The 22,096-nt window shown below is 64.3% G+C and carries 17 protein-coding genes; 7 read left to right on the forward strand and 10 right to left on the reverse strand.

What is annotated here, in order from left to right; genetic code table 11:
• Positions 1-37 precede the first annotated feature (37 nt).
• The 3 genes from BCV67_RS09590 to BCV67_RS09600 all read left to right on the forward strand — a co-directional run bounded on the left by BCV67_RS09590 (position 38) and on the right by BCV67_RS09600 (position 2,883).
• Positions 38-583, forward strand: a complete 546-nt coding sequence (locus BCV67_RS09590) for a nucleoside 2-deoxyribosyltransferase domain-containing protein (RefSeq protein ID WP_057629921.1) — start codon at positions 38-40, stop codon at positions 581-583.
• A 29-nt stretch (positions 584-612) separates the two neighbouring features.
• Complete coding sequence (gene leuE, locus BCV67_RS09595) at positions 613-1,242, forward strand: leucine efflux protein LeuE (protein ID WP_062170872.1); 630 nt, start codon at positions 613-615, stop codon at positions 1,240-1,242.
• A gap of 204 nt (positions 1,243-1,446) precedes the next feature.
• Positions 1,447-2,883, forward strand: a complete 1,437-nt coding sequence (locus BCV67_RS09600; protein WP_062170869.1) for an amino acid permease — start codon at positions 1,447-1,449, stop codon at positions 2,881-2,883.
• 307 nt (positions 2,884-3,190) lie between these two features.
• Here BCV67_RS09600 and BCV67_RS09605 read toward each other — a convergent pair whose 3' ends face one another.
• Both BCV67_RS09605 and BCV67_RS09610 read right to left on the reverse strand, forming a co-directional pair.
• Positions 3,191-4,432, reverse strand: coding sequence for a dipeptidase (locus BCV67_RS09605; RefSeq protein ID WP_062170867.1), 1,242 nt, complete (start codon positions 4,430-4,432; stop codon positions 3,191-3,193).
• 223 nt (positions 4,433-4,655) lie between these two features.
• The gene (locus BCV67_RS09610) at positions 4,656-5,825 is read right to left on the reverse strand and encodes a class I SAM-dependent rRNA methyltransferase (protein WP_062171989.1); all 1,170 of its coding nucleotides are present in this window, start codon (positions 5,823-5,825) and stop codon (positions 4,656-4,658) included.
• A 283-nt stretch (positions 5,826-6,108) separates the two neighbouring features.
• Between BCV67_RS09610 and BCV67_RS09615 the strand changes: the two genes are divergently transcribed.
• Both BCV67_RS09615 and BCV67_RS09620 read left to right on the forward strand, forming a co-directional pair.
• Positions 6,109-7,068 (forward strand): TerC family protein, encoded by a 960-nt coding sequence (locus BCV67_RS09615; RefSeq protein ID WP_062171986.1) that lies wholly within the window; start codon positions 6,109-6,111, stop codon positions 7,066-7,068.
• Between the two features lie 96 nt (positions 7,069-7,164).
• Entirely contained in the window at positions 7,165-7,950 is a 786-nt protein-coding gene (locus BCV67_RS09620) for a rhomboid family intramembrane serine protease (protein ID WP_062171983.1), read from the forward strand.
• 197 nt (positions 7,951-8,147) lie between these two features.
• Here BCV67_RS09620 and BCV67_RS09625 read toward each other — a convergent pair whose 3' ends face one another.
• The 8 genes from BCV67_RS09625 to rpmH all read right to left on the reverse strand — a co-directional run bounded on the left by BCV67_RS09625 (position 8,148) and on the right by rpmH (position 18,227).
• Entirely contained in the window at positions 8,148-9,182 is a 1,035-nt protein-coding gene (locus tag BCV67_RS09625) for a glycerophosphodiester phosphodiesterase (protein ID WP_428999470.1), read from the reverse strand.
• Between the two features lie 130 nt (positions 9,183-9,312).
• Complete coding sequence (locus tag BCV67_RS09630) at positions 9,313-10,926, reverse strand: ATP-binding cassette domain-containing protein (RefSeq protein ID WP_062171977.1); 1,614 nt, start codon at positions 10,924-10,926, stop codon at positions 9,313-9,315.
• A 212-nt stretch (positions 10,927-11,138) separates the two neighbouring features.
• Positions 11,139-11,525: a VOC family protein gene (locus BCV67_RS09635; RefSeq protein ID WP_062170865.1), complete on the reverse strand. Its 387-nt coding sequence runs from the start codon at positions 11,523-11,525 to the stop codon at positions 11,139-11,141.
• Positions 11,526-11,583: 58 nt separating this feature from the next.
• A complete protein-coding gene (gene mnmE / locus BCV67_RS09640) occupies positions 11,584-12,933 on the reverse strand; it encodes a tRNA uridine-5-carboxymethylaminomethyl(34) synthesis GTPase MnmE (RefSeq protein WP_062170863.1) in 1,350 nt (449 codons plus the stop codon).
• 3 nt (positions 12,934-12,936) lie between these two features.
• The gene (locus BCV67_RS09645; protein WP_062170862.1) at positions 12,937-15,618 is read right to left on the reverse strand and encodes a polysaccharide deacetylase family protein; all 2,682 of its coding nucleotides are present in this window, start codon (positions 15,616-15,618) and stop codon (positions 12,937-12,939) included.
• 259 nt (positions 15,619-15,877) lie between these two features.
• Positions 15,878-17,587 carry a membrane protein insertase YidC gene (gene yidC, locus BCV67_RS09650; protein ID WP_062170859.1) on the reverse strand — a complete coding sequence of 570 codons (1,710 nt, stop codon included), beginning with the start codon at positions 17,585-17,587 and terminating at the stop codon, positions 15,878-15,880.
• Positions 17,587-18,090 (reverse strand): ribonuclease P protein component, encoded by a 504-nt coding sequence (rnpA, locus tag BCV67_RS19555; protein ID WP_428999471.1) that lies wholly within the window; start codon positions 18,088-18,090, stop codon positions 17,587-17,589. Before rnpA ends, yidC begins: the two co-directional genes overlap by 1 nt.
• Positions 18,087-18,227, reverse strand: a complete 141-nt coding sequence (rpmH, locus tag BCV67_RS09655) for a 50S ribosomal protein L34 (protein WP_006404565.1) — start codon at positions 18,225-18,227, stop codon at positions 18,087-18,089. Before rpmH ends, rnpA begins: the two co-directional genes overlap by 4 nt.
• 253 nt (positions 18,228-18,480) lie before the next feature.
• Between rpmH and dnaA the strand changes: the two genes are divergently transcribed.
• Positions 18,481-19,809 carry a chromosomal replication initiator protein DnaA gene (gene dnaA / locus BCV67_RS09660; RefSeq protein ID WP_062170857.1) on the forward strand — a complete coding sequence of 443 codons (1,329 nt, stop codon included), beginning with the start codon at positions 18,481-18,483 and terminating at the stop codon, positions 19,807-19,809.
• Between the two features lie 368 nt (positions 19,810-20,177).
• Positions 20,178-21,278 carry a DNA polymerase III subunit beta gene (gene dnaN / locus BCV67_RS09665; RefSeq protein ID WP_062170855.1) on the forward strand — a complete coding sequence of 367 codons (1,101 nt, stop codon included), beginning with the start codon at positions 20,178-20,180 and terminating at the stop codon, positions 21,276-21,278.
• Positions 21,279-22,096: the final 818 nt, after the last annotated feature.

Here is a 22,096-nt window from a genome sequence, read left to right on the forward strand (position 1 = left end):
TGCGATCATAGGCACCCCCACCTGCTGCACCCCCGACATGAAGTCTCTGTCCCTGCTGTTGTCGAGCCTGTTGTGCCTGTTGCCGATGGCAGCCCGCGCCGCCGATTCGCAGACCATCACCTCGCCCCACGCCCTGCCCGCCAACGATGCGCGGCCCAAGGTGTTCCTGGCCGGCAGCATCGAGATGGGCAAGGCCGGCGACTGGCAGCAGCAGGTGCAGGCGGCCCTGGCCGAGCAGGGCGTGCTGATGCTCAACCCGCGCCGCGCCGACTGGAACCCGGCCTGGCGCGCCGAGGCCGACGAGCCCGAGTTCCGCCGCCAGGTGGAATGGGAACTGGCCGCGCTGGAGCAGGCCGACATCGTGCTGATGTATTTCGCGCCGGGCACGCAGAGCCCGATCACCCTGCTCGAATTCGGCCTGTACGCGCGCTCGGGCAAGCTGCTGGTAGCCGCGCCCGCCGGTTACTGGCGCAAGGGCAACCTGGACATCACCGGCGATCGCTATGGCGTGCCGCGCTTTGATGACCTGCCGGCGCTGATCAGCGCGGTCAAGCAGCGCCTGGCCGAACAGCGCGCGCCCTGAGCCACCACTGAGACATACGGAGAAGCCTCATGCCGTGGATGGGCATCAACGACCTGGGCACCTTCGTGGTGGCCGTCATCCTGTTCCGGATGTTGCCCGGCCCGGGCACCTTCACCCTGCTCACCGCCACCGCGCGCGGCGGCGTGCGTGCCGGTTACGCGACGTTGGCAGGGCTGATGCTGGGCGATCAGATCCTGATCGCCATCGCCGCCACCGGCGTGGCCGCGCTGCTGCAGGCGCATCCGCTGCTGTTTGCCGGGCTGCGCTACGTGGGTGCGGTCTATCTGATCTGGGTCGGCATCAACCTGCTGCGTGAACCGGCGGCTGCGGTGGCCGGCGAGAGTGCGCCGGTACAACACGGGCGGCGCTGGTTCCGCCAAGCCTTGCTGGTCGGTGTGCTCAATCCGAAGGCCATCCTGTTCTACATGGCCTTCTTCCCGCTGTTCATCGACCCGGTGCGGCAGCGCGGCGCCTTGACCCTGGCAACGATGGCGGTGCTGATCGCCATCCTCAGCATCGGCTGGTGCTCGGTACTGATCTTCGGCGGCCAGTTCATCGCCCGGCGGCTAGCCGGCTACCCGCGCGTCGGAGTGTGGCTGCGGCGCGGCGTCGGCCTCTGCCTGGTGGTGTTCGGGCTGCGGCTGGGCATTGCCGAGTAATGGGCCACGGCATCGTCCCTGACCGTGTCCGCAGCAGGCGCGCGCCGCAAGCGGCCGCGCGCAGGTCGCTTTTATGCCGAATTCGGCGCGATGACACCCGTACGCGGTAAAAGCACGCCAAATGACGGTTTTTTCTAGCTTTGCTGCACTGCGTTAAGCCAAACTCGGCCGCTTCCCCGAACCACCACGAACCGTGAGGTCCGCATGCAGTCCTGGCTCCGGCGCAAGCCCATCGACCAACTCACCGAACACGAAGAAGGCCGTCGGCTTATTCCCTCGCTGAGTTGGCCCCATCTGGTTGCCCTGGGCATTGGTGCCATTGTTGGCACCGGCATCTATACGCTGATCGGCGTGGGTGCGGACAAGGCCGGCCCTGCGGTGCTGCTGTCCTTCATCATCGCCGGGACGATCTGCGCCTGCGCGGCGCTGGCCTATGCCGAGCTGTCGACGATGATGCCGGCCGCCGGCAGCGCCTATACCTACAGCTACAGCGCGCTGGGCGAGACCATCGCCTGGGTGGTGGGCTGGAGCCTGATCCTGGAGTACTCGCTGGTGGTCAGTACGGTGGCGGTCGGCTGGTCCGGCTACTTCGTCGGCTTCCTGGAGTGGCTGCACACCTCGTTCGGCTGGAACGTGGCACTGCCGCAGGCACTGGCCGCCGGCCCGCATGTGGAAGGTGGCTTCCTGAATGTGCCGGCCATCGTCATCACCTTCCTGGTCGCCGGCATGCTGATGGTGGGCACCAAGGAAAGCGCAACGCTCAACGCGGTGCTGGTGGTGTTCAAGCTGATCGCGCTGGCGGTGTTCGTGGCAGTGGCGCTGCCGGCCTTCGACATGGCCAACCTGCAGCCGTTCATGCCCTATGGCTTCCCCAAGTCGCTGGGCCCGGATGGCGTTGAACGCGGGGTGATGGCGGCAGCGGCGATCATCTTCTTCGCCTTCTACGGCTTCGATGCGATCTCCACGGCGGCCGAGGAAACCAAGAACCCCAAGCGCGACCTGTCGATCGGCATCATCGGCTCGATGGTCGGCTGCACCATCATCTACCTGCTGGTGGCCTTGGCTGCGGTGGGCGCGATGAGCTACACGGTGTTCGGCAAGAGCGCCGAGCCGCTGGCGCTGATCATGCGCGAACTCGGCCACGGCACCGCTGCCCTGGTGATCGGCATTGTCGCCATCATCGCCCTGCCGACCGTGCTGCTGGCCTTCTTCTATGGGCAGAGCCGCATCTTCTTCGTGATGTCGCGTGATGGCCTGCTGCCGCGTGGCCTGTCCAAGGTCAACCAGCGCACCGGCACGCCGGTGACCATCACCCTGTTCACCGCGGTGCTGGTGGCAGCGCTGGCCGGTGTGGCACGCCTGGATGAAATCGCCGCGCTGGCCAATGCCGGCACGCTGGCAGCGTTCACCGCAGTGGGCCTGTGCCTGCTGGTGCTGCGCAAGCGCGAGCCGAACCGTCCGCGTACCTTCCGCACGCCGCTGGCGTGGGTAGTGGGTCCGCTGGCCATCGGCGGCTGCATCTATCTGTTCATCAGCCTGCCGATGCGCACCCAGCTGTGGTTCCTGGCCTGGAACGTATTGGGCCTGGTGGTGTATGCGCTGTACAGCCGCCGTAATGCGGTGCTGGGGCGCGGCAAGTAATCCACAGGCTGTTGTGGATGAAGCGAAAGGCGGGCTTCGGCCCGCTTTTTGTATTTGGGGTGTTTGGGTCTTGCTTGAAGAGCACCCCTCCCCAACCCTCCCCTGCGCTACGCGCAAGGGAGGGGGGCGGCTCTGCTCCCTCCCTTTGCCGCAGGCAAGGGGAGAGGGTTGGGGAGGGGTGCTTCTGCCTTGAAGCCTCAAAGCTCAGCCCCACATGTGGATAACCCACTTATCCCCAGCCGCTTGTGGATAAAAACAAAGCGGGCCTGAGCCCGCTTCGTCATGCCACGCATCCGACAGCGCGCGCTCAGGACTTCTTCTGCGACGCCGCGTAATCCTGCGCCTGGCGCATCACCCGCAGCACGTTGCCGCTCCAGATATTGGCGATCTGGGCCTCGCTCAGGCCACGGCGCTGCATCCAGGCGGTGATCTTGGGCAGATCGGTGGTGTCCTCCATGCCGGTCACGCCACCGCCGCCATCCCAGTCCATGCCGATACCCACATGGTCCGGGCCGACCACGTCGAGGATGTGACCGAAATGCTGGAAGAAATCATCCAGGGTGGCCTTGGGCCGCGGGTATTTCCGGTCGAGTTCGGCCATCGCCTTCTGCAACTCCACGCCCTTGGCCATGGTCATGGTGTCCCAGCCGCCCAACCGTGCTTCCAGCGCATCTTCGGCCTGCTTGCGTTCGGCACTCTTGGTTTCGTCGACCAGATAGCCGCCGTAGGCATTGGCCTGGATCACGCCACCCTTGGCCGCCAGCTGGCGCAGGCGCGCGTCATCCAGATTGCGCGGGTGGTTGAAGATCGCCTTGGCCGAGCTGTGCGACAGGATGAAGGGCACCGGCATCATCTCGATCAGGTTGTCGAACACCGCATCGGAGGCATGCGACTGGTCGATCACGATGCCCAGCTTCACCGCCTCGTTGACCAACGCCTTGCCGGCCGGGCTCAAGCCCTTCCATTCGGCGCCCTTGGGATCGGTGGCCGAGTCGGCGAATTCGTTGTTGGCGAAATGCACGGTCGACATCAGCCGCAGGCCGGTCTTGTAGTAGAAGCTCAGCAGGGTCGGATCGGCGACCAGCGGGCTGCCGTTCTCCATGCTGATGTAGACCACGCGCTTGCCGGCGGCCTTGATGCGGGCGGCATCGTCCGCGCTCAGCGCCAGCTGGAACTTGTCCGGGTTGGCGGCCAGCATTTCGTGGATTTCCTGCATGCGCTGCAGGCCGTGATCACGTTCGGCGATGTGTGCGGCCGGGCTGCGGTCGCCCTGATGGGTGTAGATGGCGAAGAAACCACCATCCAATGCCCCTTCCACCATGCGCGGGTAATCCACCTGCGACAGCGCGTTATGGTCGTGCCGCTGCATGATGTTGAAGTCGGCGCGCGGGAAGTTGGCCGGCGTGTCCAGGTGCGTATCCAGGGTCAGCAGCTTCTGCTGCAAGGCAGTCGCCTTGCTCAGCTCGGCCTGGCTGAACTCCACCGCCGAGGCCGCCAGTGGAAAGCACAACGTCAGGGATACCAGCAGGGACAGGGGACGCAGGGTCATGAGGCCTTACCGAGAAGGGAAAGGCCCGACCTTAGCGCCGCGACGGTGCTGTCGGCCAGTGACTGACGGCATGGAGGCTGCGGGTGTGCTGGCAAGGCCTCTGCCGAGCATGGCTCGGCACTACCGCTTTAGCCCCTCTCCCGTACACGGGAGAGGGGTTGGGGTGAGGGCTGCTTTTCGCTGATAACGCCGCTGCCGAGCATGACTCGGCACCACCGCCTGCTCAGTCCAGCACGCGGCAGAACACCGCCTTGAGGTAACGCGATTCCTGCACGTGCGCCATGAACGGATGGTCCGGGCCGGCGCCGGCCACCTTCAGGATCTGGATGGTGCGGTTGGAATAGAACGCGGCACGCCGCAGCATGTCCAGGAACTGGTCCTCGGCCACCAGGCCGGTGCAGGAGAACGTGGCGAACAGGCCGCCGGGCTTGACCACGCCCAGGGCCAGCTTGTTCATGTCCAGGTACTTCTTCAGCGCGGTGATGACCTGCTCGCGGTCGCGGGTCATCTTGGCCGGGTCCAGGATCACCACGTCGTACTGGTCGCCGCGGTTGGCCGCGTCACGCAGCCACGGGAAGATATCGGCCTGCACGAAGCGCGGCTTGGCGTTGTTCAAACGCGCATTGCCCTTGGCCAGATGGATCACGTCCTGGTCGATGTCCACGCCCAGCACGTCGGCCGCACCGCGCGCTGCGGCATACACCGCGAAACCGCCGGTGTTGCAGCACAGATCGAGCACCGTCTTGCCTTCGACATGCTGGCTCAGCCACTCACGGTTCTCGCGCTGGTCGGCGAAGAAACCGGTCTTGTGCGCGCCGGCCGGGTCGGCACGGAACTTGATGCCGTACTCGCTGATGACCGCCGGTTCGGTGGTGGTGTTGCCGTGGAAATCGAAGCTTTCCTGCTTCTGCACGTGCTCGTCGGCGAAGCTGTGGAAGCGGCAACCCGGGAACAGGTCGCGCAGCGCTTCGTAGATCCATTCGCGGTGGCGGAACATGCCGGCGGCGAAGAACTCGACCACCAGCAGGTCGTCATAGCGGTCGACCACCAGGCCGGACAGGCCATCGCCTTCGCTGTGGACCACGCGCCAGGCGTTGGAGATCGCATCAAGCTTGAGCACGTCGCGGCGCAATGACACTGCCTGCGCCAGCTTCTGCGCGAACCAGGCCTGGTCCACCGCCACGTCCGGGTTGGTTTCCAGGATGCGCACGGCGATGCGCGAATGGCCGTTGTAGAAACCACGGCCAATCCATTCGCCGTCCACCCCGACCACGTCGACGATGGTGCCGGACTTCGGCTTGACGGTCGGCTTTTCGACCAGTTTCTGGAAAATCCACGGGTGGCTGGAGCGCCACGCGTTCTTCAGGCGTACGACGGGAAGTGGGGTATTCATGGCGCTATTGTAGCCGCGCACCGCCCCCTGCCTGCAGCGTATTCATTGACTGGAATGGGCACAGGCGGCACTATTCGCCTCAGAAGGGGAGTAGCTCCCAGACGTTGTCGCCGTCAATTCGAGTCGCAAGACTCCGGTGCAACGGCAGTTCCAGCCATTGGAACTGTGAGCAAGACCTTCGCCGCATTGGCGAAGCTCTGTCCCCGGTCTCCTGATTCCGTGTCCAGTTCTTGGCCTTTGTGGTTCCGAGATATCCCCGTTCACGACCGGAATTTTTTCCATGATGCAGACAATTGGTAATCCCTGGCTGTGGGGCGGCTTCATTGCCGTCGTCATCGCCGCGCTGTTGATCGACCTGGTGCTGATGCGCCACGGTGGCCCGCACAAGGTCACCTTCAAGGAGGCCATCTACTGGTCGCTGGGCTGGGTGGCACTGGCCCTGGCCTTCAATGCCGGCCTCTGGTACTACCTGCACGAGACCGCAGGCGCGGCGGTGGCCAATGAAGTGGGCCTGCAGTTCCTGACCGGCTATTTGATCGAAAAAGCCCTGGCGGTCGACAACATCTTCGTCTTCCTGCTGATCATGGGCTACTTCGCGGTGCCCGAGACGCAGCGCCAACGTGTGCTGATCATCGGCATCCTGGGCGCGATCGTGCTGCGTACGATCATGATCTTCGCCGGTTCGGTGCTGGTTACCCAGTTCCATTGGCTGCTCTACGTGTTCGGCGCCTTCCTGCTCTACACCGGCTGGAAGATGTGGTTTGCCGCCAGCGAGGAACCCAGCCTGGACAACAACCCGGCGCTGAAGTTCATGCGCAAGCACCTGCGCATCACCCACGAGTACAACGGCAACCGCCTGGTCACCGAGAAGGACGGCGTGCGCTGGTTCACCCCGATGTTCGTGGTGCTGATCCTGATCGCGGTCACCGACGTGATCTTCGCGGTGGACTCGATCCCGGCCATCTTCGCCATCACCACCGACCCGTTCATCGTGCTGACCTCGAACGTGTTCGCGGTGCTGGGCCTGCGCGCGATGTTCTTCCTGCTGGCCGGCATGGCCGACCGTTTCCACCTGTTGCCTTACGGCCTGGCGGTCATCCTGGCCTTCATCGGTACCAAGATGCTGCTGATCGACATCTTCAAGATCCCGGTACCGGTATCGCTGGGCGTGGTTGCCGCGATCCTGGTGGCCACGGTGATCCTGAGCCTGAAGATCCCGCCGAAGGGCGGCCACAAGGCCTGATCCAGACGCCACCGGCGGGATTGTCCCGCCGGTGGCACGCCAGTTCCCATGCGCGGCGCCCTTGGCTTTGCCAGCGGGCGCCGCAATCACTTGATCATGGACACGCCAACCCTGCCTGACACCGGCGATACGCCGGCCACCACTGCCCGCAACGACCGCAGCCGGGTGCTGCGCGCGTTCAACATCAGCCTGGGCTTCGTCCTGCTGCTGGTGGCGATGTTCGCCCTGCAGAGCAGCGGCTGGGATTGGCGGCCCTGGGCGGTAGCCCCGCTGGAAGCCAGCGGCCTGGCCGGCCTGCTTGGCGCGCCCCTGCTGCACGGTTCGATCGAACACCTGGGCGCCAATGCGGTGGCCCTGCTGATCCTCGGCACCCTGGCCGGCAGCGTTTACCCGAAGGCCACCCTGCGTGCCCTGCCCCTGCTGTGGCTGGGTTCGGGCCTGGGCGCCTGGATGCTGGGCGATGCCGGCAGCCGCCACCTTGGCGCCAGTGGCCTGACCCACGGCCTGATGTTCCTGGTGTTCGTGCTCGGCCTGCTGCGCCGCGACCGGCCGGCAATTGCCGCCAGCCTGATCGGCTTCCTGTTCTACGGCAGCATGCTGATCACCATCCTGCCGCACGAGCCGGGCGTGTCCTGGCAATCGCATATGGGCGGTGCCGCCGCCGGCGTGATCGCCGCGCTGCTGTTCCGCAACGCCGACCCGCGCGCGGCGCGCAAGCGCTACAGCTGGGAAGACGAGGAAGAAGAACAGCTGGCTCAGGCCAACGACGAGCTGGAGCCACCACTGCCGCGAGATGTGCCGGTGCTGTGGCAGCCGCGCGAAGGTCGCGACTATGAGGTGGTGGTGCCGTTGCGCAGGCGGGATCCGAACGAGCCGTCTTGAAGGCGGTCTTGGTGGCGATGTTGGTGATAGGCGAAAGGCTCAAAAGCTAACCCCTCCCCAACCCTCCCCTTGGCTGCGCCAAAGGGAGGGAGACCAGCGGCTGCGCTGCAAACTGACAGATCGCCAGAAACCGCCCCCTCCCTTTGGCATAGCCAAGGGGAGGGTTGGGGAGGGGTCGCTCTTGAGATCTTCAGCCCTTAAGAACCACCATCCACCGCCCGCCGCCCCAGCGCCGGATCATCGGTGAAGAACGCATCGATGCCGGCCTGCAGATAGGTGCGGATCTCGGCCACCGAGGCTTCCGGGTTGCGTGCGTTCTCCGCGCCCTGGCGCAGTGCCGGTGGCAGGAACGGGTTTTCCGGGCGAAAGCTATACGCCACCACCTGCAGGCCGGCGGCATGGGCATCGCCGATCAGCGCGGTGGGTGCGCCCAGTTTTCCCTGTGCATCCAGCGGCACCAGCGCGCGTCGTTCCACGCCGATTGCATCGGCGTAGCCTGCGATATCGCGCAGGCCGGCCGGGGTCATCATCTGTGCATACGTCAGGCTGCCACCGGCCAAGGCCACGTCGGCCGGCTTCTGGTCGCCGCTATCGAGCAGCTGCAGCAGGCGGATATTGCTGTCCTTGCCGAGCTTGCCGCGGATCTGCCGCAGGTTGGCAGTCTCAAACGACTGCAGCAGGATCGGCGCCACCTTGGTGTAGCTGTTGGCCTGCAGGGTGCTCAACAACGTGTCCTCCATCGGCAGGCCGATGCCGCGGAAGTAGCTGCCGTGCTTGATCTCCGGGGCCAGGCCGATGCCACGGTTGGCACGGCCGGCCTGCTGCACCAGGAAGCTGATGATCTCGTCCAAGGTGGCAATGCGGAACTGGCCGTCGAAAGCGGTGCCGCGGATCTGCGGCAGGCGTTCGCGGGCGTACAGCGTTTTCAGCTCGGCGACGGTGAAGTCTTCAGTGAACCAGCCTTCGACCGGCTGCCCGTCGATCAGTTTGCGGGTACGGCGGCTGGCGAACTCGGGATGGCTGGCGACGTCGGTGGTGGAACCGATCTCGTTCTCGTGACGGGCCAGCATCACCCCGTCCTTGCTCATCACCAGGTCCGGCTCGATGTAATCGGCGCCGTCGCTGATGGCCTGTGCATAAGCGGCCAGGGTGTGCTCGGGCAGCAGCGCGCTGGCACCACGGTGCGCGTACACCGAAACCTGGGGATAAGTCTGCGCGGCTGAGCTGTCCATTGCCCAACAGCATGCCATGCCAACCCCCACCGCCATCAACCAGGCCCAGCTTCGCACCGTCACCACTCCAATTGGAAACAAGGCGCGCAGCATGCCCGCTGCATGTGACGCGCGTAAGAACACGCAGGTATCAATCGCGCTGCCAGTGCCAACCGTCCTCCGCGGCATGCAGGCGCGCGGTGATGCCGATGGCCTGCAGCAGCGCCTCGTCATGCGAAACCAGCAGCAGGCTGCCCTGGTACTGATTCAACAAGGCCTCCAGTGCCGCCAGCGCCTCCAGGTCCAGATGGTTACCCGGCTCGTCCAGCAACAGCAGCTGTGCCGGTGGATCGGCGTACAGCGCGCAGGCCAGGCCGGCTTTCAGCCGTTGCCCGCCGCTGAGCCGGGCCGAAGGCAGCTGCACCAGATCCGCATCCAGGCCGAGCAGGGCCAGGCGGCTGCGCAGCTCCGCTTCGGCCAACGCGGGGTTACGCAGCCGCAGGGTGTCGAGCACGCTGCACTGCGCCGGCAGCAACTGCAGTTGCTGATCGAGCAGGGCCATCGGCACCTGCACGCTGACCTCGCCGGCCAGCGCCGGCAGTTGCCCGGCCAGCACCTTCAGCAGGGTCGACTTGCCCACACCGTTGGCGCCGGTGATGGCAACGCGTTCACCACGGCGCAGCTGGAAGTCCAGCGCGCGCAGTGCCGGTGCCACATGTGGCAGCTGCAATTGGTTGGTGCGCACCACCCATTCCGGTCCCGTCGATTGCACATCAGGCAACAGCAATACCGGCGCTGCGGCTTCGCTGCCGGCCTGCGCCTCGCGTACTGCGTCATGCAGCTGTGCCTGGCGTTGATCCAGCTGTGCGCGGGCCTTGCCGAGGCTGGCTTCGGCGCGTTGCCGCTGCAGGCCAAGCAGGATCGGCGCTTGATTGGCATTTGCCGCATCACGGTTGCCGCGCGCGCTGCGCTGCTCCAGCCGCTGCCGTTGATCGCGCAAGGCCTGCTCGCCCTTGCGACGTTCGTGCCGGCGTTGCTGCAGCAGGGCATCCGCAGCGGCACGTTCGGCCGCGCGTGCCTGTGCATAAAAAGCATGGTTGCCGCCGTAGCTGCGCAGGCCCTGCGGCGACAGTTCGACGATGCGTTCCACCTGTTGCAACAGCAGGCGATCGTGGCTGACCAGGATCAGACCCTGCTTTCTGCCCCGCAGCTGCTCGGCCAACCAATGCCGGCCAGCGTGATCAAGATGATTGCTGGGTTCGTCGAGGATCAGCCATTCCACCGGTTGCAGCAGTGCACCTACCAAAGCCACGCGCATGCATTGGCCACCACTGAGCTTATCCACAGGTGTATCGGCGTCGACATCATGCAGGCCTGCGTCAGCCAAGGCCTGCTGCAACGTTTCACACAGCGTCCAGTGCTCGCCAACCGTGTCGAAATCCGCTTGCAACGTGCTGCCGGCTTCAATCCTGCGCAATGCATCCACACGCTTATCCACAGCCGCCAGCTCGGCGACGCGCTGCCCGCTGCGCGGCTGTACCTGCTGCGCAAGGTAATAGGCTTCACCGACGCGACGGCACTGCCCGGCACTGGGTTGACGCAGCCCGGCCATGATCTGCGCGAGCACGGATTTGCCCACACCGTTGCGACCGACCAGGCCGGTAGGGCGCGGGTCGAACTGTGCATTGAGGTTGGAGAACAGGCAGCGCCCGTCAGGCGTCTGCCAAGCGACGCCGTCCAGCGTCAGGGAAACAGAAGTTGTCATGCGGTTTTCCATCGATGCCCGAAGCACCCGACCGCCATTGGCAGCAGGGACTGGTGGGGACCGTCTTCAAGACGGTGACATCAATGGCGCATTGGACCGGACTCCGTTGGCGGGGGGATCCCGTAACGGTACATAGCCTAACGGCGGCAAGCCGAACTGTCAGTAACCGACGGCACTGCCAGCAGCGCCGCCGTGCCGGAAAACCAGGCGATTCAGGCCTTGGCGGGCCGGTGCGTGGCACACAGCTTGTTGCCGGCCGGGTCGCGCAGATAGGCCAGATACAGCGGGCCGAACGCGCTTTGGCGCGGCCCCGGCGGGTCTTCCACGCTGGTGCCGCCGTTGCCCACACCGGCGGCATGCCACGCATCCACCACTTCGGCAGTGGCGCAGTTGAAGCCGATGGTGCCGCCGTTGGCATGCGTGGCCGGCTCGCCGTTGCGCGGGTGGCCGACGATCAGCAAGGCGCCGCCATGGAGGTACACCACGTTGCCCTTGGGATCGATGAAGCCCGGCTTGGCGCCGAGCGTGGAAAGCAGCGCGTCATAGAACGCCTTGGATGCCTCCAGGTCATTGGCACCCACCACGATGTGCGAAAACATCCACTACCTCCAGACTATTGTGTACCCGGCCCTGTGGACCCGTAGTTGTGCGTCTGCATCACTTTCCGATGCAGAAACTCGAGAATATCCTGCCCAGCAGATCGTCCGCGGTCATGCGGCCGGTTATTTCGCCCAATGCATCATGGGCCAGGCGCAGTTCCTCGGCGGCCAGTTCCAGCTGGTCGTAGTGCAGCTGTCCATCGGCCGCGTCGAGGTGTTCGCTGGCCAGCGCCAGTGCTTCGACATGGCGCAGGCGCGCGGAGAACTCGCCCTGCATGCCCTCGCCCGCTCCGTCATTGGCGATCTCGCGCAGGCGCGCGTGCAGCTGTTCCAGGCCTTCGCCATTGGCGGCGGACAGGGCGATGCTGTTTTCGTCCAGATTCTGCGGCCACTGCGGCAGCAGGTCGCATTTGTTGTAGATCCACAGCTGGCGCGCGGCCTGCGCGGCGGCATCACCAATCGCTGCCCTGCCCGCTTGCGGGTCGCGCGCATCGAGAACAACGATGGCCAGGTCCGCGCGCTGCATCTCGGCACGGGCGCGGCGCATGCCTTCGCGCTCGATGGCGTCGCCGCCCTCGCGCAGGCCGGCGGTATCCACCAGCTCCAGTTCAAGACCGTCGATGCGGATGGTCTCGCGCAGGGTGTCGCGGGTGGTGCCGGCGATATCGGTGACGATGGCCCGCTCGCTGCCAGCCAGTGCGTTCAACAACGAACTCTTGCCGGCATTGGGCGGACCGATCAGTACCGCATGCAGGCCATCGCGCAGTTTGCGGCCGCGTTCGGCATCGATGCGCAGCTGGGCCAGCAAGGCCTTGGCCTGCTCGATGCCGGCACGGACCTGCGCACCGCCCAAGGTATCCAGCGGTTCGTCGGCGAAATCGATGGCGGCTTCGACGTGGATGCGCAGCCGCACCAGTTGTTCGCCCACTTCTTCTACCCGGCGCGAGAACACGCCATCGAGTGAGCGGCGGGCAGCGCGCGCGGCGCGCACATCACCGGCGGCGATCAGGTCAGCGATGGCCTCGGCCTGGGCCAGGTCGAGCTTGCCGTTGAGAAATGCCCGCTCACTGAACTCACCGGCGCGGGCCTGGCGTGCGCCCAGCTCGATGCAACGCGCCAGCAATTGCCGCAGTACCACCGGACTACCGTGGCCCTGCAGCTCCACCACGTCTTCACCGGTAAAGCTGCGCGGGCCGGGGAAATACAGGGCGATGCCGTCGTCGATCACGTCGCCGGCCGCATCACGGAATTTGGCGTAGTGCGCATGCCGTGGCTTGAGCTGTGGACAACCCAGCGCAACCGCGATCCGTAGTGACTGCGGGCCGGACACACGCAGCATGCCGACGCCACCGGCGGCGTTGCCGCTGGCGATGGCAACGATGGTCTGGCCTGTGGACATCTCGCTCATGGCTTACAGCTTCTGCAGTTGTGCGCGGGCCTGGGCGGCGCCGCTGCCTTGCGGCTGCAGCTCCAGGTAGGTGCTGTAGGCCTGTTTGGCCTTCACCTTGTCGCCGGCATTGAAGTAGGCGTCGCCAAGATTCAGATAGGCCACCGCGCGCGAGGGATCGATCTTCAAGGTGTTCTCCAGCCAGCGCGCGGCTTCGGCATAGCGCTGCTGGCGGTAGTAGACGAAGCCGAGATTGTTGGCCGCCTGGGCGAAGTCCGGACGCAGCTTCAGCGCTTCGGTGAACTGCACGGCGGCCTCGTCGTAGCGCTTCTCGCGGTAGAGCTGCAGGCCACGGTCATTGGCCTGCTGCGCGCGCTGGCGGTCCGAGGTCGGCACCGCCGCCGGCACCACCAGGGTGCTCTTGCCACCTTGCAGGTCGGCAACGGTCACCGGGGCTTCGGCCTTGCCGGCGGGCTTGGCGTCCTGCGCGGCGGCATCGACGCGACTGTTGAGGGCGATGGCATCGGCCGAAAGCTGGTCACTGCCGGCGTTGAGGTATTCCTGGCTGTCCGGCACCTGGAACACGAACTCACCGCCCTGCGAACCGGGCAGGCTGCCGAAGGCCGGGGTTTGCCGCGATACCGCCGACACCGCAGGCGCCACATACGCGGCCAGTTCGGTACCGGTGATCAGGCCATCGCCGTTGAGGTCGCCCTTGCCACCCAGCGCCTGCAGCAGCACCCAGGTGAACACCGAATGCCCGTTCGGGCCGCTGTCGGCCACCTGCTGGTCAGCGCCACCGGCGGTCAGCATCTGCCGCGCGCTGCGGCGCGCGTTCTCGCGCAGGAACGAAGAAGAACCGCCGCCGCGTGTGAGCCCCAGGCCGCTGTAGCAGGCGTCCATCACGAACAGCACGTGCTTGGCCTGCATGCTCTCGGCGATGTTCTGGATATCGGTCATCGCAATCGCATCGGTGGCGAACTCGTTGGGGTCCGAATCCACCGGAATGATGTAGCCAAGATCACGGCCGGAAGCGAGCTGGCGGGTAGCGCCATGGCCGGCGAAGAACACGAAAACGCGGTCGTTCTTGCCGGTGCGCTCATCCGCCAGGCGGTCGTGGAAAGCGGCAAGGATGTTGTTGCGGGTGGCCTGCTGGTTCTTCAGCACGATCACCTGCGAGGACGGGAACCCAAACTGGCCGGTCAGCGTATCGGCAATGGACTGCGCGTCGCGGCCGGCATACTCGAGTTTCGGCCATTTGGCGTAGTCGTCGATGCCAATGACAATCGCCCAGGATTTCTCATAGCCGGTGGTTACCGTGGCATCGGCCACCGCGCCCTTGCGCGCGCGGCTGACGCTGAAATCGCGGCCATTCCAACCGGCGAACTGGTAGCCATCGGCGATCAGCTTGTCGAGGATCTGCGGCAGTGCCTTCACCGCGCGGTCGTGGATGTCATGGAACAGGATGATGCCGCGCTGTTCCTTCTGTACCTGGTCGACCACGCGCTGCACGATGGATTCGGGCACCGGGTCGGCCCAATCCATCGAGTCGATGTTCCACATGATGGATTTCAGGCCGGCTTCGTTGAGCAGCTGCAGGCCTTCGGCATTGCGCGCGCCATACGGGAAGCGGAACAGCGGTGCGCGTTTGCTGTCCACACCCTTGAGCAGGGTGTCGGTGTCGAGCACCTGCTGGCGCAGCGCATCGCCACTGGTGCGCGAGAGCTGGGCGTGGGTCAGGCTGTGGTTGCCCACCGCATAACCGTGTTCCATCAGATTGCGGCTGATGCCGGCCATCGGCCCCAGCTTGACCTTGCCGTCGGCTTCGACCGCGCCCAGGTTGCGCCCCACTTCAAAGAACACGCCTGGCACGTCGTAGCGCTGCAGGATGGCGACGACTTCATCGGTATAGGCCTTGTGCGGGCCGTCGTCGAAGGTCAGCACCACGGTCTTGGCCGGCAGGTCGCGGCCGAAGATTTCGCGGTCGCTGTCCTGCATCGACATCGGATAGGGCTCGATCACGCCGAAGTCGCGCAGGATCCCCTCGCGCTTGTACAAGCTGTTGAGGTGGGCGACATAGTCGTCCCACTTCTCGCGCTTGAGCTCGATCGCACGGGTGCGCTCGAAGCGGCTGAAGATGCGGGTCAGTTCCTGGTTGTAGTTGCGCTCGATCTCATCCAGCGCCTCCAGGTCTTCGCCGATGCGCTGGTGCAGCTTCACCGCCGGCAGCGAGGAATCCGCACCGACACGCTGATGCAGCTCACGCAGCACTTCGCGGAAGGCCAGGCGGTCGGCGTCGTAGAGCTCGGGCGAGGATTCGATGTAGTCCAGCACCGTGCCCAGCGTGGCAAAGCGCTGCGGGTTGGGATCGTGCAACAGCGCATCGAACTGCGCGGCGATGGCCTGGCGCTGTTCCAGGCTGTCGTGGAACAGCTGCTGGCCGATGCGGCTGGACGTCTGGCGGTCGGCGGCCGACTGCTGGGTTTCGTCAGCCAGCAACACCACGATGCGGCGCTGGCCATCGAGCAGCTTCTGCAATGCGGTCAACAACGGCGCGGCTGCAGGATTTGCCGCAGCGGCAGCCTGCGCGCTGGCCTGGGTTGGCGTTGCGGTGCCGGTTTCGTTCTGCTTGGAACAGCCTGCAACCGTCAGTGCGGCAAGCAACAAGGCAGGCAAGGTCAGGCGACGCGACAACGAACGGGGCATGGCAGGCTCGGGATGAAAGGTGCAGCAGATGTGGCGATTCTAACGCCACCGGCGAAAAGGCCGGCTTGCGGTGCTGTTTGGCTGTTTGTGGGAGCGGCGTAAGCCGCGAAGCACGCACAGCATCAGATTGCCCAGGTGCCAAGGATTTCAGCAATGTCAGCTTCGCGGCTTACGCCGCTCCCACAAACCGCCGGACAACCGATCCGCCTGCAGGAGTCTTACCCACATGCGAAAAGCCCGCCTTGCGGCGGGCTTTTGCTTACTTGGCTTCGATCACCTTGCTCGGCGTATCTTCGCCGTGCTTCTTGATCATCCACCACTGCTGCAGCAGGCTCAGGCTGCCGTTGACCACCCAGTACAACACCAGGCCGGACGGCATGAAGGCCATCATCACGCCGAACACCAGCGGCATGAACTGCATCATCTTCTGCTGCATCGGGTCCATGCCCACAGCCGGGGTCAGCTTCTGGGTGAACCACATCACCGCGATGTTGATGATCGGCAGGATGAAGTACGGGTCACGTGCGGTCAGATCCTGGATCCAGCCCAGCCACGGTGCCTGACGCAGTTCCACCGATTCCACCAGCACCCAGTACAAGGCGAAGAAGATCGGCATCTGGATCAGCAGCGGCAGGCAGCCACCCAGCGGATTGATCTTCTCCTTCTTGTACAGCTCCATCATTGCCGTCTGGAACTTCTGCTTGTCGTCGCCGTAGCGTTCCTTCAGCTGCGCGATGCGCGGCTGGAACTTGCGCATCTTGGCCTGCGACTTGAACTGCGCGTTGGCCAGCGGGAACAGCGCCATCTTCAGCAGGATCACCAGGCCGATGATGGACCAGCCCCAGTTGCCGATCAGCTTGTGCACCTGGTTCATCACCCAGAACAAGCCCTGGCCGATGATGGCCATGATCGAGAAGCGGCTGTAATCGACCACGCGGTCCAGGCCCTTCACGTCTTCCTTGGCGATCTGGTTGACCAGCTTCGGGCCCACCCACAGGCGCGCCTCGGTGCTGACCTTCTGCCCCGGCGCCACGGTGAAGCCCGGGCCGCGCGCTTCGATCACGTTGCGCGGGCCGTTCTGCGACAGCAGGTACAGCGAGGACTGGTCAGCCTGCGGAATCCAGGCGGTGAAGAAATGGTGCTGCAGCATCGCCACCCAGCCACCACTGATGGTCTGGTTGATCGGGCCGTCTTCCAGGTAGTCCTTGAACGCACGACGCTGGTAGCCATCGGCTGGGCTGAACCAGGTGGCGCCATTGAAGCTGAAGGAATCCGGGTTGGTCATGCCCTTGTTGATCACCGGCGGCACGCGGTCCAGCTTGCGGAACACATAGCCCTGCCACGGCGCGGTGCCGGTATTGACCACTTCATCCTTCACGCCAACGGCGTAATCGCCGCGCTTGAAGGTGTAGGTGCGGTGGATGCTGACGCCGTTGGGGCCGTTCCACACGAACGGCACCTGCACTTCGTCCTGGCCTTCCGCCAGGGCAACGGCGGTGACGCCGGCTGCGGGCTGGAAGCCGTTGGCGCCGGGGACGGGCGAGTTGTTCTGGCTGGCCCAACCGGCGGTGGCGCTGTACGGGTGCGCCTTGTCTTCGGTGAGCAGCTGCACCGGCGGGCTGCCGGCGGCCTTGGTCTGCGGGAACTGCAGCAGATCGGCGTCGAGCACGCTGCGGCCGTCCAGCACCAGCTTCAATACATCGGTGGTGACGGTGACGCGCGGTGCGCTGGAAGCGGCTTCCATGCCGGCCGGCGCGGTGGCCACGGGGGCTTGGCCCGGCACGGCGGCCTGCGGCACTTCAGCGGTGCCCGGAGCGGCCAGATCGGCGTCATTGGCGCCAGGTACGGCTTGCTGGGTGGTGGCTACGGTCGCCGGATCCGGTGCGGCCTTTTCGCGACCCCATTCCATCCACAGCAGCACGGCTACCATCAGCCAGGCAAAAATCAGGAATACACGGGTCTGGTTCATCAGCAGGCAGGCTCGGCTCGACCGGACGAGGTGTCCGGTACGTTCAAAGGAAGAGGGGCGTCAGCGCCCTCGCGCGGCGGCATTGTGCCGCCCGCAGCCACAGGGGGCAATGCGCCGGCACGGCGCAGCAGGCGCTCGAACGCCTCACGGATCTGTTGATTGGTGGCGGTCTTGGCCGCCGACCGGGCAACGATGACGTAATCGCCACCGCTCAGACACGCGCGTAGGTGGCGTGTTGCATCGCGCAACACACGCTTGATACGGTTACGACCGACCGCACGCGTATCCACTTTGCGTGACACAGCCAGACCGAGTCGAGCGGGGCTATCCCCTTTCAACCAGTGGAGTGTCATCAAAGGATCGGATACACGGCGGGCGCCGTTGAAGACCGTTGTATATTCGGCACGCGTACGAACCCGCGCAGAGCGAGGAAATCGCTTGCGCGGGCAGGTACTGATCACGATCGGTGTTGCGATTGCCGCTTCACGCGGCAACGCAATCAAGCGCTGAGGACTTTGCGGCCCTTGGCGCGGCGACGCGACAGGATCTTGCGGCCGTCGGCGGTCTTCATACGAGCACGGAAACCGTGATCGCGCTTGCGCTTGAGGTTGCTGGGCTGGAACGTGCGCTTGGTGGCCATTGGGGGCACCTGTATGAAGTGGACGGAAAGAACCGGAAATTCTATAGACCCTACCGGGGGGTCGTCAACCTTTGCGTAACAAAGATATTCACAGGCCGGTGTACAGCTTGTGGATGAGCCTGTGAATAAATCCGGGACAAGCATTCCCGCTTGGGGTTTGCGGTGGTAGTCTGGGCCATCCACTTTCCCCCTTCCGGCCTGTGGCCCGGCGGCTTTCTGCGCCCGGCTGGCAAGCCTTTGATGATTATTGCTGATGGATGCCTGGTCACGTTGTCTCGAACGTCTGGAGGCGGAATTCCCGCCTGAAGATGTCCACACCTGGTTGAAGCCGCTTCAGGCCGACCAACGCGCTGACAGCCTCGTGCTGTACGCGCCAAATGCGTTTATTGTCGATCAAGTGCGCGAACGCTACCTGCCGCGCATCGGCGAACTATTGACCCACTTTGCCGGTTTCGGCGAGGTGATCCTGGAAATCGGCTCGCGTCCGCGGGCGCCGGAACCGGCGCCGCTGCTCGCCCCGACGGCCAGTTTCGTGCCGGCCGCGCCGGTGGTGCCGTTCAACGGTAACCTCGACGCGCACTACACCTTCACCAATTTCGTGGAAGGCCGCAGCAATCAGCTGGGTCTGGCGGCTGCATTCCAGGCCGCGCAGAAACCAGGTGATCGTGCGCACAACCCGCTGCTGCTGTACGGCGGCACCGGTCTGGGTAAAACCCACCTGATGCTGGCGGCCGGCAATGCCATGCGCCAGGCAAATCCGGCGGCAAAGGTGCTGTACCTGCGTTCGGAACAGTTCTTCAGCGCGATGATCCGTGCGCTGCAGGAAAAGTCCATGGATCAGTTCAAGCGCCAGTTCCAGCAGGTTGATGCGCTGCTGATCGATGACATCCAGTTCTTCGCCGGCAAGGACCGCACCCAGGAAGAGTTTTTCCACACCTTCAACGCTTTGTTCGACGGCAAGCAGCAGATCATCCTGACCTGCGACCGCTACCCGCGCGAAGTGGAAGGTCTGGAAGCACGCCTGAAGTCGCGTCTGGCCTGGGGTTTGTCGGTGGCCATCGAGCCGCCGGATTTTGAAACCCGTGCCGCCATCGTGCTGGCCAAGGCCCGCGAACGCGGCGCCGACATTCCGGACGACGTGGCGTTCCTGATCGCCAAGAAGATGCGCTCCAACGTGCGTGACCTGGAAGGTGCACTCAATACACTGACCGCCCGTGCCAACTTCACCGGCCGTGCGATCACCACCGAGTTTGCCCAGGAAACCCTGCGCGATCTGCTGCGTGCCCAGCAGCAGGCGATCAGCATTCCCAACATCCAGAAAACGGTTGCCGATTACTACGGGCTGCAGATCAAGGATCTGCTGTCCAAGCGCCGCACCCGTTCGCTGGCCCGTCCCCGCCAGGTGGCGATGGCGCTGACCAAAGAGTTGACCGAACACAGCCTGCCGGAAATCGGCGATGCGTTTGCCGGCCGCGACCACACCACGGTGCTGCATGCCTGCCGCCAGATCCGCACCCTGATGGAAACCGACGGCAAGCTGCGCGAGGACTGGGAAAAGCTCATCCGCAAGCTCAGCGAGTAAGCGCAGCAACATCACCTCAGGAGGCTCTCGTCGGCAATTTGGGCGGGAAATCCATCGGGTAATCGGCGGGGTGGTGAGAAGTTGAGCGAATCATGCACCGACGCCACAGCGGCGTCATCGCACAAAACGGTGCATGATTCGGGGGCAGGCGTTGGAGAAGTTGTGGATAAAATTGGCTGGCAGAAACGCCGCAAATTTATCCACAGCTTCACCCACCTGCTCAGTGCCAGTAATACACGGGTTTCAAAGCAAATAAACCCATTTAAAACAAGCGCTTAGCTGTGTTTTAAACCAAATCTGGCTCTACCAGCACCACCAAGCTTTTGATTTAATCCACATCTTTTAAAAGCATAGGGGCACGAAACCACATGCGTTTCACACTGCAGCGCGAAGCCTTTCTCAAGCCGTTGGCCCAGGTCGTCAACGTGGTTGAACGCCGCCAGACTCTGCCGGTTCTGGCTAATTTCCTCGTCCAGGTGCAAGGCGGCCAGCTTTCGCTGACCGGTACCGACCTCGAAGTGGAAATGGTCTCCCGCATCGCGGTCGAAGATGCCCAGGACGGCGAAACCACGATTCCGGCGCGTAAGTTGTTCGAAATCATCCGTGCCCTGCCCGACGGCAGCCGCATCACGGTTTCGCAGACCGGCGACAAGATCACCGTCCAGGCCGGTCGCAGCCGTTTCACCCTGGCTACCCTGCCCGCCAATGACTTCCCGTCGGTGGACGAAGTGGAAGCCACCGAGCGCGTGGTCGTGCCGGAAGCGGCGCTGAAGGAACTGATCGAACGCACTGCTTTCGCCATGGCGCAGCAGGATGTTCGCTATTACCTCAACGGCCTGCTGTTCGACCTGCGCGACAGCATCCTGCGTTGCGTGGCCACCGATGGCCATCGCCTGGCACTGTGCGAAACCGCACTGGAAAACGATAACGGCGCAAAGCGTCAGATCATCGTGCCGCGCAAGGGCGTTACCGAACTGCAGCGTCTGCTGGAAGGCGGCGAGCGTGAGGTTGAGCTGGAAGTGGGTCGCAGCCACGTACGCATGAAGCGCGACGATGTCACCTTCACCTCGAAGCTGATCGATGGCCGTTTCCCGGACTACGAAGCGGTGATTCCGATCGGTGCCGACCGCGAAGTGAAGGTTGAGCGCGAAATCCTGCGCGCCGCCCTGCAGCGTGCCGCCATTCTCTCCAACGAGAAGTATCGCGGCGTTCGCGTCGAAGTGACCCCGGGCCAGCTGAAGATCAGCGCGCACAACCCAGAGCAGGAAGAAGCGCAGGAAGAAATCGAAGCCGATACCGTGGTCAGCGACCTGGCCATCGGCTTCAACGTGAACTACCTGCTCGACGCCCTGTCGGCGCTGCGCGATGAGCACGTTGTCATCCAGCTGCGTGATTCCAACTCCTCGGCACTGGTTCGTGAAGCCAGCAGCGAGAAGTCGCGTCACGTGGTGATGCCGCTGCGCCTCTGACCTGCACGTTCCACGTGGAACACGAAGAAGCCCGGCCTGATGCCGGGCTTTTTTGTTGCCTGGATTCCGGGAACCAATCCAGGTTCCACGTGGAACAGCGCGATCTCAATCGCTGATTCGCTGGATTCTGGATGTTTGCCCCGGCCTGGGCTGCTGGAAATTCGCCGAGCAATGGTGGGACCGCAGTTGATTCCCCTTCTTCAGCCGAATTGGTGAGTTGAGGGGATATCCCCAGTGCGGGGGATTGATCGCGACAGCATGCCTGTCGATTGCCAAAGCAAGCTGGTTTTTACGATTCAGCGCTCTCGCGTAGGCGGCGCCACTCCGGCTACGTTCTGGCTCGGCTGAGCCAAAGACTCCAGCTCTGGCCTGCGGCTTGAATACCTGGAGTGAGCCCCTGCCCCACTCCGCTTGCAGCAGATCGGCCAGTTCCGCTGAAGGCTGCATGCGGGACCTGTAGTACGGCTATCCGCGCAGCGCCAATCGCTTTGATTTACTGAAACTTTCCCGATGCGGCCAAGTGCCGCGTGGCCAGGACAAGGGCCGGCTTTCGATGCGCCACTGATTCCTTGAAATCCGCGAGCACTTCCCGCCGAGAGGGTAATCAGATTTCAAGAAATCTGCCCCTGTTCCACGTGGCGGTATCCAGGCCAGCAAGGCAGGCAGACGGAGCGGTTTCGGTCAGCTGCGAATTTCGTGAAATCTGAAACCGGCAGCAGTATCTCCGCCCGCAGATTTCAAGAGATCACAGGGCTTGGTTTTGGCCCTTTCTGGCTGCCGGTTTTCTCAGCTCTATGCTTTAAATCTGAGAATAAATC

The organism is Stenotrophomonas nitritireducens (assembly GCF_001700965.1).
GTDB lineage: Bacteria > Pseudomonadota > Gammaproteobacteria > Xanthomonadales > Xanthomonadaceae > Stenotrophomonas > Stenotrophomonas nitritireducens_A.

Coding starts and splice junctions, on each gene's coding strand:
- BCV67_RS09605 (WP_062170867.1), bottom strand. CDS start 4,432: ATGACCCTGCGTCCCCTGTCCCTGCTGGTATCCCTGACGTTGTGCTTT.
- rpmH (WP_006404565.1), bottom strand. CDS start 18,227: ATGGCCACCAAGCGCACGTTCCAGCCCAGCAACCTCAAGCGCAAGCGC.
- BCV67_RS09615 (WP_062171986.1), top strand. CDS start 6,109: ATGCAGACAATTGGTAATCCCTGGCTGTGGGGCGGCTTCATTGCCGTC.
- BCV67_RS09590 (WP_057629921.1), top strand. CDS start 38: ATGAAGTCTCTGTCCCTGCTGTTGTCGAGCCTGTTGTGCCTGTTGCCG.
- BCV67_RS09610 (WP_062171989.1), bottom strand. CDS start 5,825: ATGAATACCCCACTTCCCGTCGTACGCCTGAAGAACGCGTGGCGCTCC.
- BCV67_RS09600 (WP_062170869.1), top strand. CDS start 1,447: ATGCAGTCCTGGCTCCGGCGCAAGCCCATCGACCAACTCACCGAACAC.
- leuE (WP_062170872.1), top strand. CDS start 613: ATGCCGTGGATGGGCATCAACGACCTGGGCACCTTCGTGGTGGCCGTC.
- BCV67_RS09630 (WP_062171977.1), bottom strand. CDS start 10,926: ATGACAACTTCTGTTTCCCTGACGCTGGACGGCGTCGCTTGGCAGACG.
- yidC (WP_062170859.1), bottom strand. CDS start 17,587: ATGAACCAGACCCGTGTATTCCTGATTTTTGCCTGGCTGATGGTAGCC.
- mnmE (WP_062170863.1), bottom strand. CDS start 12,933: ATGAGCGAGATGTCCACAGGCCAGACCATCGTTGCCATCGCCAGCGGC.
- BCV67_RS09620 (WP_062171983.1), top strand. CDS start 7,165: ATGGACACGCCAACCCTGCCTGACACCGGCGATACGCCGGCCACCACT.
- BCV67_RS09645 (WP_062170862.1), bottom strand. CDS start 15,618: ATGCCCCGTTCGTTGTCGCGTCGCCTGACCTTGCCTGCCTTGTTGCTT.
- dnaN (WP_062170855.1), top strand. CDS start 20,178: ATGCGTTTCACACTGCAGCGCGAAGCCTTTCTCAAGCCGTTGGCCCAG.
- BCV67_RS09625 (WP_428999470.1), bottom strand. CDS start 9,182: ATGGACAGCTCAGCCGCGCAGACTTATCCCCAGGTTTCGGTGTACGCG.
- BCV67_RS09635 (WP_062170865.1), bottom strand. CDS start 11,525: ATGTTTTCGCACATCGTGGTGGGTGCCAATGACCTGGAGGCATCCAAG.
- dnaA (WP_062170857.1), top strand. CDS start 18,481: ATGGATGCCTGGTCACGTTGTCTCGAACGTCTGGAGGCGGAATTCCCG.